Here is a 17,276-nt window from a genome sequence, read left to right as displayed (position 1 = left end):
GCGGCATGCCGCACCACGGCGGTGCAGCGCGCGACGCGATGCGCGGCATCGGTGCGCCGCGCGTCATGATCATGGTTCTCCCGCGTGTCATGAATGTGCAATCTGCAGTGCAGCATTCGCGGCCGGCCAGCCCGCGCAACCGCTCCAGCGCGGTGCCCCGCGCGCCGGGTTGCTGCACCGCGTCAGCGAAAGAGGCGGGCCGGCGCGCGCACTGCGCGGCCGGCCCTGGGGGAAGTACCGTCCGCGGCCAGCCGGCGAGTTCAGACGCGAGATGAACCAGCCGGTTAGCCGTTTCCGGCATGACCACGTTATGCGGCCGTATTGATGGCGACAACGCTCATGCATATTTCGACTGATACCGATCGAAAAAAAACATCGGTATGCTCGGCACGAGGCGCGGTACGCTAGAAAGTTCGTGCAGCGAAATGCCGCCCCTCGGCACAAGCACGCGCCCGACTACAAAAGACGACGATCGATATGGAAGCAAAGTGGCTGGAAGATTTCCTGAGCCTTGCGGATACCAAGAGTTTTTCCCGGGCGGCGCGTAACCGGCATCTCACGCAATCGGCCTTCAGCAGGCGGATCGCCTCGCTCGAGACCTGGATGGATGCGAAGCTGGTCGACCGGAGCATCACGCCGGTCGCCCTCACCCCGGCCGGACAGATGTTCCGCGGGCTGGCCGCGGACATCCTGCGCAGCATGTATGCGGCCCGCAATCTGGTCAACGGCTACGACCAGTTCGCGGCGAGCGACCAGGTCGTACGGTTCGCGGTCGCGCATACGCTCGTGTTCACGCTGTTCCCCGAATGGCTGAAGCAGCTCAACGGCGAAGTCGGCCACGTGACCGCGCGCGTCAACGCGGTGAACGTGCCGGAGGGCGTGCAGCAGCTCGTCGAGGGCGAATGCGACCTGCTGCTCGGCTATCACCATCCGCAGTTGCCGATCGTGCTCGATCCGAACCATTTCCCGTTCGTGAACCTCGGGGTCGAACGGATCCTCCCCGTCTCCACGCCCGATGCGCACGGCAAGCCGCTGTTCCAGCTGCCCGGCAGGCCCGGCGAGCCGCTGCCGCTGCTCGCGTATTCGTCGGGCGCGTTCCTCGGCAACGTGGTCGAGATGCTGCTGCTGAACGCGGCCGAGCCGTACGCGCTGCACCGCTGCTTCGAGACGCACATGTCCGAGGCGCTGAAAGGGATGGTGGTGGCGGGACACGGGATCGGCTGGCTGCCGGAAAGCTGCGTCGCGAAAGAGCTGGCCGACGGCAGTCTCGTGTGCGCGGGATCGGCGGACTGGATCACCGAGCTGGAGATCCGGCTGTACCGGTCGGCGCGCAAGCGCGGGCTGGCGGCCGAGCAGCTGTGGACGTACATCATGAACCGGCCGCGCGACGCGGCGCCGGTTACGGCGACCGCCGGCCAGCCGGCGCCGGCGATGCGGTTCGCGAGACGGGCGGCGGGTGGCGGCGGACGGCTCGCCGCCGGCGAGTGATCGCCAGGCGAGACAGGATGTCCCTGGACGTCAGCCCGACGAGCGTCTGCCCCGGGGCGCGACGCGCCATCCCGCGCCATCCCATTTCACCGCTTCATGACGCCGCGGGCGTCTTGGACAAGGTTGCGCCGGGGAATATCGGCCGGCATCATCTCGCACCGGCGTCTTCGTTGCCCTTCCATCAGGATGACGAATTTCCCGCCGCCCCGATCACGCACTGCACCCTGCTCGACTTGCAGCGCATGAGGCATGCGATCCCGCCCAGCGAATTGGTCTGGTGATAGCACGTCCTCCGCGCGTTTCCGGGCGTCGTCCCGGGATCGTCCCGAGATGCCGCGCCCACGAATGGGCAGGATAAGTCGCGGGTCCAGGCCAATATTCAGTCGTAATCCGATGGCAATGAGTAAATGTCCCGTCGTCGTTAACACCGATAAGTGCTTTCGAGTGTTGAATATGACTCAGGCGCGAAATGCCTTTCCCTGAAACACGCCACCCTCGTGGCCGCACCGACTTCTTTCACAAGATCTTCATTGAAATCACAAAAATACGATTTCGATATCAAAAACGAAACACCCAATCACCAAAAATGTTTCCACCGCGAAACACCACCATTTATTCAATCAAACAAACAGAACCAAAAATACAACTCCACCCATCGACATAAAATAATCCCCTGCCGCATGGCGGAAAATATTCAATTGTCAGTCGTTACCGCCGACGCAAATTCAACCACAACCCCAATATCACGCACCACGCCTCGAACATCCCGCGTCATGCAATACCGCATACGGATAGGCGGCAAAATTTTCTTTTATCAGCAGGTTGCATCGGATCGAAGCGCGTCGCAAACCTCTTTAGATATTATGTTCTGCAAGTTGAATCGACCATGCAAGCCCACGAACCGAAAAAATTTCCTTTTCCGGTCATTACCGTCTACACAAACTCACCCACCATCCTCATTTAAATATTATGTTCCCGACCATCGTCATTCCCGCATCATGCACGGCATTTTATTAATCGACCCACGAAATTGAATAGCGTGTTGCGAAATGGCGAATAGCCATTGCGTTTTTCGATCCGGAATGTATGCTTGCTATCAACTGCGAGCGGAGGTTTCGATGTTATCTTCGTTTCGAAAGCATGCTTTTCCTGCTGCAGCCACTGCCGCCTCGATGCTTTTCATGGGCGCAGCGGCAACGGCCCAAACGGCCGCCGGGTCCGATCCGGGCACGCAGCGTTATGTGATCTCATACATCTGCGGTGACGCACGGATTGACGGCACCGCGCCACTTCCACCCGACGGGCGCCCCTACAACCTGGGCGTGTCGTTTGCTTCCGCTCAATCCGGCAATCCGCTCGCCAACGTTCAAGTGCGGCTGAGGCGCCACGGTCGCGTCCTCGCCGAATTCAATGCGGCAGGGCCGCGCTGCCTGTTCAGCGTTCCCGATGCCAGCTACCGGATCGAAGGCACGTACCAGGGCGAAACGAAATACGCGATCGTCGAAACAGGTGTGCTGAATACGCAACTCCGGTGGTAAGCCTTCCACCGGCAACGGCACGGAATCGAGGAGCGATGCATGACCAGTGCGAATCGACAGCATATGCACGCCACCGGCCATCCGAAACCGGGCTGGGGCCCAGGCAAGAATGCGGCGCTCAGCTTCGTGGCGTTTGCCGTGATTTTCGGCATCTTCGCCTATGTCAAGCGAGATGTCGTAGACGAGCCCTCCAGTACGGCACACGAAGCATCCGGCGTGGTCGGCGTATCGGTCAGGATCCCTGACAAGCAAGCCGTTGCATCGACACCCGGTCAGATGGCCGGTTCCGCTGCCGACACGGCGAAAACGACGCCATCGACCGGCATGACGGCGCCGGTGACGATCGAAATCGAGCCGGAGGCCACGCCGCGCGTCGACGCGCAGGCGACGGCAACGCCCCCCGCACCCGCGCCTGCCCCGCCGGTTGCCGCTGCGGCCAACGCGCACGCGGCACATGCGACACCGTCCGGCGGCGCCGTCAATGAAAGGCATGCCGGCATGCATCGCCAGCAGCACCCGCATCCACGCACTCATGACGTGGCCAATGCAAAGACGCGCCCGACGCTCGCGGCACGCGCGCATGCGTTCAACGGCGGCGGCGGACACACGCACACCGCAGGCGTCACGCACCAGGAGCTGGAAGGCGCCCGTGCGCTCGCGAAGGCGCGCACGTGCGCAGTGCTCGAAGAATGGGACTGTGTCCAACAGAACGCGAGCCGGGCGCTCGCCATCGACCCGCAGAACGGTGAATCGCGGGCATTGCTCGGGGAGGCCATCCGAAACCACCCTTGACGTTGTACTCGGGGAACCGGAATCACCAGGAAACTCGACGGCAGATCGAGCGCATTGATCGGCGCACGACCGATCTAACCGTTTCGAAGTGAGGACACCCCGTGGCCAACATCAACAATCGCAGACTCACTGCCATTCCGCGCAACCGGCGAATTCTTCTTCAGGCGCCGCTCATGTTGCTGCTCGTTGCATCCGGTACCTGCATCGCCGCCGAAGGCGAAGCCGATTCAAGCAAACCGCAGAACGTCGCCCAGGCGCAGGGCGCGTCGGGCGCGCAGCCGGCCGACGCGGCAGCCGTGCGCGACGAAGTGTTCGGTCTCGCCACGAGCGGCGGCGCCGTCAAGGCGATCGACGAGGCGAAATCCCGGCCGGACATCTTCTCCGCCTTCGATCTCGCCCAGCTGGAAGAACTCTCGATCCGCCAGCAAGTGCGGGGCGGACGCGACAAGGCGCGCTCGATGACGAGCACCGATCGCTTCGACGGGCTCGACACCGCGCTGCGCGCGGCGGACGAGCTCAACGCGAAAATGCCGATCACGCCCGAGTACTCGCCGGTCCGAACGGCGCTCGCCGGAGATCGCACGGTCGCCTACGCGGCCCGCGGCGACATGCAAAAGGCGGTGGCGTCGTTCGAAACGATCCCGCCCGACGCGGAGGTCTCGATCGATGCGCTGGCGGGCGCAGGCGACGCCTATCTGTACCTCGGCGAGCCGGGCAAGGCCGAGGCCGCCTATCGACGCGCGCTGACGCAGGCGAGCGCGTCGCCGACCGACCGTGCGACGCGCGGCTACCAGTATGGCGCCCGCACGCGCCCGATCGAGCTGCGCGAGGGCCTGTTCTGGTCGTATATCGACCAGGGACGGGCGAAGGATGCGAGCACGGTGCTCGACGAGATGGCCAAGTCGTTGCCGCCGGCCGCGCAGGTTCATCCGTGGGACCCGGCAAACGACGATTACCTGCGCTACTACCGGCTGCGCGCGCAGCTTCTGATCAACACCGGCAGGACCGAAGAAGGGATTGCGGAGCTGGAGAAGATCGAGAAGGAAGTGCCGTTCAACTCCGAAATAAGCGCCGCCCATGCCGACGCAATATCGAGCCAGTCGCACCCGCGCCAGGCGACCGCGATGTATCACGCGACGCTGACCGACCACCCCGACAGCATCGAGAATCTCGCCGGGCTCGGCCGCGCATCGCTCGCGGCGGACGACTACGAAGCCGCGCGCAAGATCGACCAGACCTTCGGCAATACGTTTCCGGACAGCGGTGCGGTCCGCCAGTTCAAGCGCGACTACAACGCGTACCGCAGCCCGGTGCTGACGACGGACGTGAGCTACGAGCACGGCAACAGCGCACTGGCGGACAACAGCTTCACGTCGAATACGTATCTGTATTCGCAACCGTTCGGCGACAACTGGCGCGTGTTTTCCCATACGTTCTTCGGCTATGCGCAAACCGACATCGGCAGGATCAGCCGCACGCGCACGGGGGTCGGCGGCGACTACCGGCACGGGCCGCTCAGCCTGCAGGCCGAAGCCACGCGATCGTTCGGCACCGACGGACGCACCGGCGGCCGCGGTTCCGTCACCTACAACTTCGACGACTACTGGTCGGTATCCGGCGGGCTCGACAGCAACGACAACGCGCTGCCGTGGAAGGCCTATGTCGCGCACATCTGGGGCAAGTCCGCGAACGTCGAGGTGGCGTACCGCCAGAACGATCGCCGCGAGGTCAGGCTGAGCTACGGCGTAAGCCGCTACTCCGACTCGAACTTCCACCAGGAAATCGCGGCGACCGGCACGCAGCGCGTGTACACGTCCGCGAACCAGCTGGTCAACGTTTCGCTGAACGTCGGCACCGACAGCAACACCCGGCAGGCCACCCCCTACTTCAGTCCGGCACGCGACTATGCGGCCGCGGCGACCGTCATGCATCAGTGGCTGGTCTGGAAGAAGGGCGACATGTCGATGCGGCAGCGCATCTCCGCGTCCGGCGGCGCCTACAACGAGCGAGGATTCGGCACCAGCGCGCTGTGGACCGCCCGCCTCGAACATGCGTGGACCTTCAAGCACGACATCACGCTGACCTACGGCGTCGAGGTCAGCAGCCACGCTTACGACGGCCAGCGGGAGCGCTCGGAAACGGGCTTCCTCTCGCTCAACCTGCCGTTCTAGAACCAGGAGCTCACGGAATGCAATCCAGACGGACCTTCATGTGTGGTTGCCTTGGCACGGCTGCTGCTTGTTCGCTGTTTCCGGGCGTGACCCAGGCACGGATGATCGACCTGCTTCCGCCATCCGATCCCGCCGACGGCAAGACCTTCCGCGTGATCTGCATGCACGACGTGCGCGACAACCTGCTGTCGACGTTCGCGACCGCCACGATGGTCGATCCGTACGCGATCGATACCGGCACGCTGACCGCGATTTTTTCCTGGCTGCAGAGCAACAACTACCACACCGTCACCGTCAGGCAGATCGAAGCGTCCCGGCACGGCGGCAAGCCGTTGCCGCCCCGCTCCGTGCTCCTCACGTTCGACGACGGCTTCCGCAGCCACTACACGAAAGTGCTGCCGCTGCTGAAGCGGTTCCGCTATCCGGCGGTGATGGGCATCGTCACGGCGTGGATCGACGCCCCGGCCGACGCGCCGATCCGCATCAGCGACCGGATCCAGGTGCCGCGCGAATTCTTCATGTCGTGGGACGAGGTCAAGCAGGTCGGTTCGTCGGAACTGGTCGAACTCGCCTGTCACACGCACAACCTGCACCACGGCGCGGTGGCCAACCCGCAGGGCAACGAGTTGCCCGCGACGACGTCGCACCTCTACCTGGGAAACGAAAAGCGCTATGAAACCGATGCGGAATTCGAAGCGCGGATACACGACGACCTGCAGACGTGCGTCCGGCAGATTCATGAGCGCACCGGCGTCATCGCGCGCTCGATGGTCTGGCCGTATGGCGCGGAAAACCAGCCGGTGCGCCGAATCTCGACGTCGCTCGGCATGGATATCCAGTTCAGCCTCGATGCCGGGCCGAACACGCCGGACGTGCCGCTCGACCGGTTGCGGCGGATCCTGATGATGTATGACGTCGACATCGGCGGGTTCGAGCGTTCGATGCGCGAGCCGGCGACCAATCGCGGCGAGTCCGGTGTCGTCGAGCGTGTCGTGCAGGTCGACCTCGACCAGGTGTACGACCCCAACCCGGCGCAGCAGGAAAAGAACCTCGGCGTGCTCGTCCAGCGCATCTACGATATGCAGCCGAAGTCGGTCTACCTGCAGGCGTACGCCGATCCGAAGGGCACGGGTGTCGCGGAGTCCGTCTATTTTCCGAACCGGCACCTGCCGATGCGCGCCGACCTGTTCTCGCGCACCGCCTGGCAGCTCAATACCCGCTCCAACGTCCAGGTCTACGCATGGATGCCGGTGCTCGCGTTCCGCCCGCCGCCGGGCAAGCTCCACGACCTCGAAACGGTCACCGCCTACGGCGGCGCGCCGGCGCGCGAGAACGCCACGCGCGGTTTTCGCCTGAGCCCGTTCGATCCGAATGCACGGCTGATGATCGAGCAGATCTACGAGGACCTGAGCAAATATGCGTCGTTCAGCGGCATCCTGTTCAGCGACGACGCGGTGCTCGACGACTACGAGGATGCGGGCCGGCACGCGTTGCAAACGTATGGCCAATGGGGGCTGCCGCGCGACATCGGGCAGATTCGCGCGAAGCCCGACCTGATGGACCGCTGGACCCGGCAGAAGACGCGCTACCTGCTGGACCTGACGCGGCAGCTCGAGCAGATCGTGCTCGCGAACCAGAACGCGGGCGACGTGCTCACCGCGCGCAACATCTTCGCGCAGCCGGTGCTGAACCCCGCGTCCGAAGCCTGGTATGCGCAGAACTACGACGATTTCCTCAACGCGTACGACTTCGTCGCGCTGATGGCGATGCCCTACATGGAGCAGGCGCCGGACCCGGAGCGCTGGCTGGACCAGCTCGCCGGCGCGGTCGCGACGAAACCGCACGGCCTGACGAAGACCGTGTTCGAACTGCAGTCCTACGACTGGCGCGCGCGCAAGGATATTCCCAGCAGCACGCTGCTTGCGCAGATGGGGCGACTGCGAAGCCGCGGGGTGTTGAACTTCGGCTACTACCCGGACAACTTCCTGCGCGACCAGCCGCAGCTCGCGGCGATACGCACTGCGATGTCGCTCAAGTCCCGTCTCGATCCGACCTCGATCAACGCGCTGATGCAGGGGCAACACAAAGGGAAGGCCGCGCAATGACGACACACGACCTCATCCGGCGCCTGCAGGACTTCGTCTTCTACTACCCGTTCTTCATGTCGTATCTGTGGATGATCGGGGGCGTCGTGCATTTCTTCCTGCTCGAAGAAGGCCGCGTGCTGTCGAAGCGCGCGCTCGCGGCGAGCGGCATGCCGAAGGTGTCGATCGTCGTGCCCTGCTTCAACGAGGCGGCGAACGTGCGCAGCGTGATCACGCACCTGAACGGCATGGATTATCCGAACTACGACATCATCGCGGTCAACGACGGAAGCAAGGATCACACCGGCGACATGCTCAACGAGCTGGCCGCCGCGATCCCGCGGCTCATCGTGATCCATCACGCGCGCAACGAGGGCAAGGCGGTGGGCCTGACGACCGCGGCGGCCGTGTCGAACGCGGAGTACCTGCTCTGCATCGACGGCGATTCGCTGCTCGCGCACGATGCGATCGGCTGGATGCTCGAGCATTTCATTTCCGACCCCGGCGTCGGCGCGGTGACCGGCAACCCGCGCATCCGCACGCGTACGTCGCTGCTCGGCCGCATGCAGGTCGGCGAATTTTCGTCGATCGTCGGGCTGATCAAGCGCACGCAACAGGTGTACGGCCGCATCTTCACGGTGTCCGGCGTCATCACGATGTTCCGCAAGACCGCGCTCGCCGATGTCGGCTACTGGAGCTCGGACATGCTGACCGAGGACATCGACATCAGCTGGAAGCTGCAGTGCCGCGACTGGCGCGTCGTGTACGAGCCGCACGCGCTCAGCTGGATCCTGATGCCGGAGACGCTCAAGGGGCTCTACCGCCAGCGGCTGCGCTGGGCCAAGGGCGGCATCCAGGTGCTGCTCAAGTACGCGGGCACGATCGCGCAGCCGGCGCGAATGATGATGTGGCCGCTGTTCGCGGAGTACCTGATCGGCATCGCGTGGGCGTATTCGATGTCGTTCATCCTGCTGCTGTCGGTCGTCGGCCTCTTCCATCCGCTGCCGCCGGACTGGCACGTGTCGCTCGTGCCGCACTGGCACGGCATGCTGCTGGTGGCGACCTGCGTGCTGCAGCTGATCGTCGGCTGCATGATCGATCGCCGCTACGACGAAAAGCTGCTGATGTACTTCCTGGATACCGTCTGGTATCCCGTCGCCTTCTGGCTGATCAGCATGATCACGACCGTTGTCGCCCTCCCCGCCACCGTGTTGCGAGCCCGTGGCAAACGCGCCGTATGGACCAGCCCCGACCGAGGAATTCAGCATGAAGAACGCGCCGATTATTGACCTCTCCCTCCGCTCCCCGAGCCAGATGGTCGCCGACCGCGGCGTCATCGTCGGCTGCGGGCACATCGTGTGGTTCCGCTTCATGCGGCCGGCGCTGGTCGGTGCGGTATGGGCGTCGATCTGCATCTATACGTACCGCTACCTGCTGCCGTTCGACGACCACGAAATGCCGATCGAGCAACTGATCTTCTACGTGACCTGCATCGCGGTGATGGCGGGCGGGCTCGTCACCTGGCTGATCGCGGCGCGCGTCGTGCATCCGTTCACCAACCGCTGGCACGTGTCGAAGATGCTGCGGCGTTCGGCAAGCCTCAAGGCCCGGCCGGTCGCGACGACCGCCCTGACGCGCGCCCGGCGGCACGGCGAAGCACTGGGATCGCGCATTCTCGTCGCGTCGCACGACGCCAACGGATCGATTTCCGCGATCGAATGGAAGAGCCATGAGCGCCATGCCGCGCCGCAAGCGCGCGCATGGGACGACGAGGAACCGGACGAGGCAGCCTGGGACGGCGCCGGTCCGACCAGGCGTCACGGCACCTGAGGTCGACGTCCGCCGCGCGCGGCTCGCGTGCGGCCATCGCGCCCGCGACAGCGCTTGCCTGTTCCCCTCGTGCCGCGCCGCACGGGCGTTCCGATAACTTCTTCTGGACGAGGTGATCTATGTGCGGAATCGTCGGAGCAAGCGGCCGGAACAATCAGGTGCCGCAACTGGTCAAGGCGCTGAGCCGGCTGGAGTATCGCGGCTACGACTCGTGCGGGATTGCGCTGCAGAACGGCGGCCACCTGCGCAGCGAGCGCACGCTGCGGCGCGTGACGGATCTTCAGGAACGCGTGATGATGCTCGGTCTCGAAGCGGGCACCTGCATCGCCCATACGCGCTGGGCCACCCACGGCGCGCCGTCCGAGACCAACGCGCACCCGATCATGTCGGGCGACTCGATCGCGGTCGTGCACAACGGCATCATCGAGAACCACGAGGCGCTCAGGGCCGAACTGCGGACGCGCGGCTACGTCTTTCGCGGCGAGACCGACACGGAAGTGATCGCCCACCTGATTCACGGCGAGTATCGCGACGACCTGTTCGACGCCGTCGTTCGCGCGGTCAAGCGCCTGCGCGGCGCGTATGCGGTCGCGGTGCTGAGCGCGCGCGAGCCGCAGCGTCTCGTGGCCGCGCGCGCGGGCTCGCCGCTCGTGATCGGCATCGGCGCGCAGCAGAACTACCTCGCGTCCGACTGCGCGGCGCTCGGCGACCTGACCGACCGCTTCATCTATCTCGAGGACGGCGACGTCGCGTTGCTCACGCCGGAGCGCATCCGGATCGTCGACGCGCTCGGACGCGACGCGAAACGCCCGCTGTGCCAGGTCAAGGCGCGCGACAACGACGCCGGCCTCGGCCCGTTCCAGCACTTCATGCAGAAGGAGATCTTCGAGCAACCGCAGGCGATCGGCAACACGCTGGCCGGCATCGACACGATCTCGCCGGCCCTGTTCGGTTCGCGCGAGGAGGCTCGGGCGTTGCTGTCGCGCGTGCGGAGCGTGCTGCTGCTCGGCTGCGGCACCAGCTATTACGCGGGGCTCACCGCGAAATACTGGATCGAGAGCATCGCGGGCCTGCCGGCCCAGGTCGAGATCGCCAGCGAGTACCGCTACCGGGAATCGGTGGCCGACCCGCGCACGCTCGTCGTCGGCATTTCTCAATCGGGCGAAACCGCCGACACGATCGGCGCGATCGAGCACGCGCGCGGCCTCGGCCAGGACCTGTCGCTGGCGATCTGCAACGTCGCGACGAGCACGATCGCGCGCAACGCGTCGCTGCGCTTCCTGACGCAGGCCGGCATCGAGCTGGGCGTCGCCTCGACCAAGGCCTTCACGACGCAACTGGTCGCGCTGTTCCTGCTGACGGTGACGCTCGCGCAGTTGCGCGGCCGGCTCGACGACGCGCGCGCGGCAGCGTGCCTGCAGCAGTTGCGCGGGCTGCCGGCGCGCGTCGGCAATGCGCTGGCGCTGGAAACGCAGATCATGGGCTGGGCCGCCGATTTCATGCAGCGGGAGAATGCGCTGTTCCTCGGGCGCGGCATTCATTTCCCGATTGCGATGGAAGGCGCGCTGAAGCTCAAGGAGGTGTCGTACATCCATGCCGAGGGCTACCCGGCGGGCGAGCTGAAGCACGGCCCGCTCGCGCTCGTGACGAGCGCGATGCCGGTCGTCACGATAGCGCCGGACGACGGCCTGTTCCAGAAGCTGAAGTCGAACATGGCCGAAGTGCGCGCGCGCGGCGGGCGGCTCTACGTGCTCGCGGGCAGCCATCTCGAGCTCGACGACGCCGACGATACGCGCCTGATTCGCCTGCGCGAGCCGGGCGACGTGCTGTCGCCGGTCATGCACGTCGTGCCGTTGCAGTTGCTCGCGTATCACGTCGGCTGCGCGCGCGGCGCAGATGTCGACAAGCCGCGCAACCTCGCCAAGTCGGTCACCGTGGAATGACGCCGCTGCGCGCGCGGATCATGGCCGGACCAGCGGCGCGGGCCATCGCGAGCGCGGTCTGCGCCGCCTGCTGTCTCGTCGTTGCGTCGAGCGTGGCCCCGCCGGCCGCGCTCGCGGGCGCGCCCGTCAAGCACAAGGCCGCGCCGCGCGCGCCTGCCCAACGCAAGGACACCGGCGACCCGCGACGCTTCATGCACGGCATCGGCGTGGCCGACGCCGGCGACGGCAGGCGCTGGATCTTCTTCAGCAGTTCTGGCCTCCCGCCGCGCGGCGCGATGGCGAACGGCAACTGGCCGCATGACGTGTATGTCGGCGAGTGGTCGCCCGGCAGCGCGCACATGACGCACGTCCGCACGTTCATCAGCCGGCCCGAAGCGCAGGAGCCGGTGTCGGTCGCGCAGAACGATCGCGGCGACCTCTTCGTCACGTTCGAGGACGGCTGGAACGCGCCGCAGGAAGTCAGCCAGCGGTACGGCGTCTATCGCCGCAACCTGAAGCCGGTCAAGCCGTACCCGAACGACGTCGAGTCGGGCGGCCACTCGGGGCACGTCGCCACGGTCGGCGAGCGCTTCGTCGTGTTCTATTCCGCCGACTGGGTCGACGGCGGCGGCGTCGACAACCTGGGCACCGGCGGCGGCGTCTACCTGAAGACCTACGATGCCGCCGGACGATTGCTGAACCACGTGCCGGTCGCGCCGCACAGCCGCGAGTGGTGGCCCGTGATCGCAGGCTCGCCGCGCAACGCGCTGCTCGTCTGGCAGAAATTCATCGAAGGCAGCACGGACGCGACGCTCGAATACGCGATGTTCGATCCGGTGACGGCGAAGCTGGAAAAGCTCGGTGAACTAAGCGAAGCGATCCAGTACTACGTGTACTCCGCTGCTTATGTGCCCGCGATCGACCGCTTCGTCGTCGTCACGACGACGGCGGACCATCGCGGCGTCGCGATGCTGATCGACCCGGACGGCCGCCGCACGGCGACGCTCGACTGCCTGCCGGCGTCGGTGCGCGAATCCGGCATCGGGGTCTCCGGCACGCATGCGTATGTGCCGACCCGCGACGGGCGGCTGCTGACGCTGGCGCTTGCGCCGGCGGAAATTTCGGTGAGCGGCGCGCAGCGTTCGCCGATTCCGTGGGGCACGACGGGCATCGCCGGTTTCCCGGCGCACGGCGCGACGATGCATTTCGTGTCGCTGACGCCATCCGGGGCGCGCGAAGCCGACTTCGAGCCGCAGCGCGAAACGCCTCTGCCGAAGGCGGAAGCGCCGTGTTCGAGTCGTTGACGCCACGGCGAGCGCGGCGTCGCGCGGCCCGCGCCCGATGAGCGCATTCAGTCCGCGATCCCGCTACCCGGTCCGAACCGCGCCACGCAATGCCACACCCATTTGGCCGTCTGATAGTCGAGCACGCCGTCCCGCGCGCGGCCAAGCACGGCCGGCGTCACGATGCGATCGACGGCGATGCGCGCGATCGCATCGGCAGCCGCCTGTCCACGGAATTGCTCGCACTCGGGAAGCCGATCCAGCGACAGCCGGAAACCGCCATGCCACTCGACCCGGCAGCCCGATCGCGAAGCCGCCGCCTCGACCGGCGTATCGCGATAGCTCGGATCGAGCACGATCGCGTCGACATCGTCGTCCAGACTGACCGCGCCGTGCACCTGCGCCTCGATGTAGTTGTCGAGCAGCGGATCGAGGCCGTCGCGGTTTTCGGCCGCGAGCGCGATCAGCGCCGTGCAGTCGTGAATCGCGAAATGCGCGGGCCGGTAATGGCTGTCGGGATAGCAGAAGGTCGTTCGCCGATGCGCATCGCGTCGCAGGCGCAAATGACATGATCCGAAGCGGCGCGACCCGCCGACAGGATCGAGAAGATGGTTCAGCGCGCCGTACTTCGGCCGCAGCGCGGGATCGGCGTCATCGTATGCCTGCCCGAACATCCGGCTTTCCCAGAGCCAGCGATCGCCGCCGGGATACGCGGTCAGGCCGCCGTTGCTCGTCGCCGTCTCGAACTGGGACCGGTAGATGCCGTCGCGGACGATCCGCTCGAGGGTGCCGACGCCGCCGGCCGGCGTGTCCGGATGGAAATTGAGCGTGACGGGAAATTCCGGGCCTTGCCGCGCCGGCGGCCAGGATCGTCGGATATGAGCGAGCGCCCGCTCTGCAGGAGTGTCCATGGGTGGTGTCCGGTAGCGTCGAACGTCGCCGGGCCGGGCGTCGCCGACGGTATCGTGGCGTGCGCGGTCCGGCGCCGGGTGCTGCTGGCCGTGTCGGAGCACGATACTACATCGCGCATGCGCCGATTTCACGCCCCGCGCCGAAGTCGCCAGCGCCGCGCGTACCGGATAGGCGGTCGCCCGGTTCTTTCCATCGGCCGCCGCTGCGCCGTCAATCGCCCGCTTCCTGCGCGCTTTGCAGCACCGCGCGCAGCAGCACGTCGGCGCCGGCCGCCGCCCACGCCGGCGTGATCGCTTCCGCTTCGTTGTGGCTCAACCCGTCGACGCACGGCACGAAGATCATCCCGGTCGGCGCGACGCGCGCGATGTAGCACGCGTCATGGCCGGCGCCGGACACGATGTCCATGTGCGGCAGCCCGAGCGCGTCGGCCGCGTCGCGCACCGCGCCGATGCAGGCCGGCGCGAACGGCACCGGCGGATACTTGAAGATCTGCTCGATCTGCGCGCCGAGGCCGGCCTCGCCCGCCACGCGCGCGAGTTCGGCGCGCAGCGCCGCGTCCAGTTCGTCGAGCACCGCGTCGTCCGGATGCCGGAATTCGACCGTGAAGAAGCATCCGCCCGGCACCGTGTTGCGCGAGTTCGGCCGCGCGTCGATCATCCCGACCGTCGCGCGCGCATGCGGCGCATGGCGGCGGCCCAGCGCGTCGACGAATGCGATCATCCGCGCGGCGCCGACCAGCGCGTCGCGGCGGAATTCCATCGGCGTCGTGCCCGCGTGCGCGTCGACGCCGGTCAGCGTCACCTCGTACCAGCGCTGCCCCTGCCCGGCCGTCACCACACCGATCGTCTTGCCCGCGCGTTCGAGAATCGCGCCCTGCTCAATGTGCAGCTCGTACGCCGCGTGCACCGGGTAATCGCCGACCGGCTCGCCGCCCGCATAGCCGATCCGCGCGAGTTCCTCGCCGATCGTCTTGCCTGCGCCGTCGGTGCGCGACAGCCCGTAGTCGAGCGTATAGACGCCCGCGAACACGCCGGCCGCGACCATCGCCGGCGCGAAGCGCGAGCCTTCCTCGTTGGTCCAGATCACGACGTCGATCGGCCGCTCGGTCTCGACGCCCGCATCGTTCAGCGCGCGCACCACTTCGAGCCCGCCGAGCACGCCGTAGATGCCGTCGTAGCGGCCGCCGGTCGGCTGCGAATCGGCATGCGAGCCGGTCATCACCGGCGCGGCGTCCGGGTTGCGGCCCGCGCGGCGCGCGAACACGTTGCCCATCCGGTCGACCCGCACCGTGCAGCCCGCGTCGCGCGCCCATTGCACGAACAGGTCGCGCGATTCGCGGTCGAGGTCGGTCAGCGCGAGCCGGCACACGCCGCCCTTCGGCGTCGCGCCGATCTGCGCCATCCGTTCGAGCGACGCCCACAGCCGCTCGCCGTTCACGCGCGGCGCGCGCAGGATGTCGTCACGCCGCATCGCCCGCTCCCTGCTCGCCGCCGCGCGCCGCATCCGTGAGTCGATAGCGGAAGTCGCAGCGCGCGCCGCCCTGCATGATCGTGGTGGTGCGCGTGAGCGCGATGCGCGGGTCGTAGCCCTGGATGAAGTAGCTGTCGCGCGCACAGCTCAGCAGATGGCCGATCTCGCCCAGCCCCATCGCGTGATACATCTCCGCGTAGCGGCAGCGGCGCACGTCGTAGTCGTAATGCGCGTCATCCTCGCGGCGCACCTCGACGTCGAGCGCGTCGTCCTTCTCCCACAGCACCTGCAGCGCGATGAACGATTTCACGCTCGTGCCGCCGGGTTCCTGCGCGGCGAACGTGCGCCCCGCGTCGACGGCCGCGCCGCGCACTGCTTCCGCGATCACGGCCTGCGCGCGCTCGACGCCGAACTCGCGCTTCATGATCTCGTAGATCGGCTTGATGATCTCCGCCTCGATGCGGCGCCGCGCGAGAATGCCGAGGCGCGTGTCCTCCGGCGCGGCGGCCGGAGCCTGGGTCGGTTCGGTCATGGGTGTCGCCTCCTGTCGGCTTGAAGTCATTTGGACGCGGCGCGCGCGCCGCCGAGCACGTCGACGACGGTCCACTTGCCGCCGCGCACCTGGTAGATCGTGAACGCGGGGTGCTTCAGGTTGCCCGCGTCGTCGAACGCGATCCGGCCCGTCACGCCCGGCCGGTCGATCGCGCGCACCGCGGCGACCAGCTTCGCCGGCTGCGTCGTACCGGCCTTCTGCGTCGCCGCGATCAGCGTCGCGGCCGCGTCGTACGCGAACGGCGCGTGCAGCTCGATCGGCGCATGGTAGCGCGCCTGGTACTGCGCATCGAACGCGTTGCCGCCCGGCATCCGCGCGAGCGGCAGGCCCGGTTCGAGCGCGGTGACGCCTTCGCCGTCCTTGCCCGCGAGCGACAGGAAGGTCTGGCTCACGAACCCGCCCGCGCCGAGCAGCGGTGCATTCACGCCGAGCTGGCGCATGCGCCGCGCGAGCGGCGCGGCCTGCGCGTCGAGGCCGCCGAAGAACACGAGATCCGCGCGCTTGCCCTTGATCGCGGTCAGCACGCCGCTGAAATCGGTCGTCTTGTCGTTCACGTACTGGCGATCGACGATCGCGCCGCCGCTCGCCTCGACGCCCTTGATGAACTGGTCGGCCAGGCCCGCGCCGAACGACGTGCGATCGTCGATCACCGCGATGCGCTTCGCCTTCAGCGTCTTCACCGCGTAGGCGCCCGTGAAGTTGCCGCCCGCATCGTCGTGACCCATGATGCGGAACGCCGTCGCGTAGCCCTGCTGCGTGTATTGATGGCCGGTCGACGCGGGTGCGATCTGCGCGATCCCGGCATCGCGATAGACGCGCGACGCGGGCACGCTGCAGCCGGTGTTCCAGTGGCCGACCACGCCGATCACGTGCTTGTCGACGAGCTGCTGCGCCACCGCGACGGCGGTGCGCGGGTCGGACTGGTCGTCCGCCGCGACGAGCTTGTAGACCACCGGCTTGCCGCCGACGCTCGGATGTTGGGCGTTCGCGTCGTCGATCGCGAGCTGCGCGCCGTTCTGCAGGTCCTTGCCGATCCGGGCGGACGGGCCGGTCAGCGGCGCCGCGAGGCCGATCAGGATCGTCTGCGGCGCGGATTGCGCGGCGGCGGGCGTGGAAGCGATCAGGGCAAACGCGGACCACGCGAGGCCGGCGGGAACGAAGGAGATTTTCATGTGGGGAACCGGAAGAATCGGACGAAACATGAAAAATATTAAATAGTCGGCTTCCACACCC

Annotated in this window: 14 protein-coding genes; 10 read left to right on the top strand and 4 right to left on the bottom strand. The window is 66.8% G+C overall.

Annotation, left to right across the window (positions count from 1 at the left end; translation table 11 throughout):
• Window positions 1–477 precede the first annotated feature (477 nt).
• The 10 genes from B7P44_RS23760 to B7P44_RS23715 all read left to right on the top strand — a co-directional run bounded on the left by B7P44_RS23760 (window position 478) and on the right by B7P44_RS23715 (window position 13,129).
• The gene (locus tag B7P44_RS23760; RefSeq protein ID WP_084908420.1) at window positions 478–1,488 is read left to right on the top strand and encodes a LysR substrate-binding domain-containing protein; all 1,011 of its coding nucleotides are present in this window, start codon (window positions 478–480) and stop codon (window positions 1,486–1,488) included.
• A gap of 17 nt (window positions 1,489–1,505) precedes the next feature.
• Window positions 1,506–1,769: a hypothetical protein gene (locus B7P44_RS23755; RefSeq protein WP_084908419.1), complete on the top strand. Its 264-nt coding sequence runs from the start codon at window positions 1,506–1,508 to the stop codon at window positions 1,767–1,769.
• An 837-nt stretch (window positions 1,770–2,606) separates the two neighbouring features.
• Window positions 2,607–3,026 (top strand): hypothetical protein, encoded by a 420-nt coding sequence (locus B7P44_RS23750; protein WP_084908418.1) that lies wholly within the window; start codon window positions 2,607–2,609, stop codon window positions 3,024–3,026.
• Between the two features lie 39 nt (window positions 3,027–3,065).
• Window positions 3,066–3,818, top strand: a complete 753-nt coding sequence (locus B7P44_RS37580) for a hypothetical protein (protein ID WP_231716823.1) — start codon at window positions 3,066–3,068, stop codon at window positions 3,816–3,818.
• A gap of 173 nt (window positions 3,819–3,991) precedes the next feature.
• Complete coding sequence (gene pgaA, locus B7P44_RS23740) at window positions 3,992–5,989, top strand: poly-beta-1,6 N-acetyl-D-glucosamine export porin PgaA (RefSeq protein ID WP_193834306.1); 1,998 nt, start codon at window positions 3,992–3,994, stop codon at window positions 5,987–5,989.
• A gap of 17 nt (window positions 5,990–6,006) precedes the next feature.
• Entirely contained in the window at window positions 6,007–8,094 is a 2,088-nt protein-coding gene (gene pgaB / locus B7P44_RS23735) for a poly-beta-1,6-N-acetyl-D-glucosamine N-deacetylase PgaB (RefSeq protein ID WP_084908416.1), read from the top strand.
• Window positions 8,091–9,362, top strand: a complete 1,272-nt coding sequence (gene pgaC, locus B7P44_RS23730; protein ID WP_084908415.1) for a poly-beta-1,6-N-acetyl-D-glucosamine synthase — start codon at window positions 8,091–8,093, stop codon at window positions 9,360–9,362. The genes pgaB and pgaC overlap by 4 nt, the downstream gene beginning before the upstream one ends.
• Window positions 9,340–9,903 carry a Biofilm PGA synthesis auxiliary protein PgaD gene (locus B7P44_RS23725; RefSeq protein WP_084908414.1) on the top strand — a complete coding sequence of 188 codons (564 nt, stop codon included), beginning with the start codon at window positions 9,340–9,342 and terminating at the stop codon, window positions 9,901–9,903. The genes pgaC and B7P44_RS23725 overlap by 23 nt, the downstream gene beginning before the upstream one ends.
• Before the next feature lie 119 nt (window positions 9,904–10,022).
• On the top strand, window positions 10,023–11,846 hold the full coding sequence (glmS, locus tag B7P44_RS23720; protein ID WP_084908413.1) for a glutamine--fructose-6-phosphate transaminase (isomerizing): 1,824 nt from the start codon (window positions 10,023–10,025) through the stop codon (window positions 11,844–11,846).
• Complete coding sequence (locus B7P44_RS23715; protein ID WP_084908412.1) at window positions 11,843–13,129, top strand: hypothetical protein; 1,287 nt, start codon at window positions 11,843–11,845, stop codon at window positions 13,127–13,129. The genes glmS and B7P44_RS23715 overlap by 4 nt, the downstream gene beginning before the upstream one ends.
• Before the next feature lie 47 nt (window positions 13,130–13,176).
• Here the strand turns inward: B7P44_RS23715 and B7P44_RS23710 are convergent, their stop codons facing one another.
• The 4 genes from B7P44_RS23710 to B7P44_RS23695 form a co-directional block, all read right to left on the bottom strand.
• Complete coding sequence (locus tag B7P44_RS23710; protein WP_084908411.1) at window positions 13,177–14,019, bottom strand: DUF3626 domain-containing protein; 843 nt, start codon at window positions 14,017–14,019, stop codon at window positions 13,177–13,179.
• A gap of 211 nt (window positions 14,020–14,230) precedes the next feature.
• Window positions 14,231–15,490: a Zn-dependent hydrolase gene (locus B7P44_RS23705; protein WP_084909995.1), complete on the bottom strand. Its 1,260-nt coding sequence runs from the start codon at window positions 15,488–15,490 to the stop codon at window positions 14,231–14,233.
• Window positions 15,480–16,022 carry an L-2-amino-thiazoline-4-carboxylic acid hydrolase gene (locus tag B7P44_RS23700; RefSeq protein WP_084908410.1) on the bottom strand — a complete coding sequence of 181 codons (543 nt, stop codon included), beginning with the start codon at window positions 16,020–16,022 and terminating at the stop codon, window positions 15,480–15,482. Before B7P44_RS23700 ends, B7P44_RS23705 begins: the two co-directional genes overlap by 11 nt.
• Before the next feature lie 26 nt (window positions 16,023–16,048).
• On the bottom strand, window positions 16,049–17,215 hold the full coding sequence (locus tag B7P44_RS23695) for a branched-chain amino acid ABC transporter substrate-binding protein (protein ID WP_084908409.1): 1,167 nt from the start codon (window positions 17,213–17,215) through the stop codon (window positions 16,049–16,051).
• Window positions 17,216–17,276 lie beyond the last annotated feature (61 nt).

The sequence above is a fragment of the Burkholderia ubonensis subsp. mesacidophila genome, from assembly GCF_002097715.1.
Lineage (GTDB): Bacteria > Pseudomonadota > Gammaproteobacteria > Burkholderiales > Burkholderiaceae > Burkholderia > Burkholderia mesacidophila.
The sequence above is the reverse complement of the archived record's forward strand: the minus strand, read 5'-3'. Positions and strand labels throughout refer to the sequence as shown.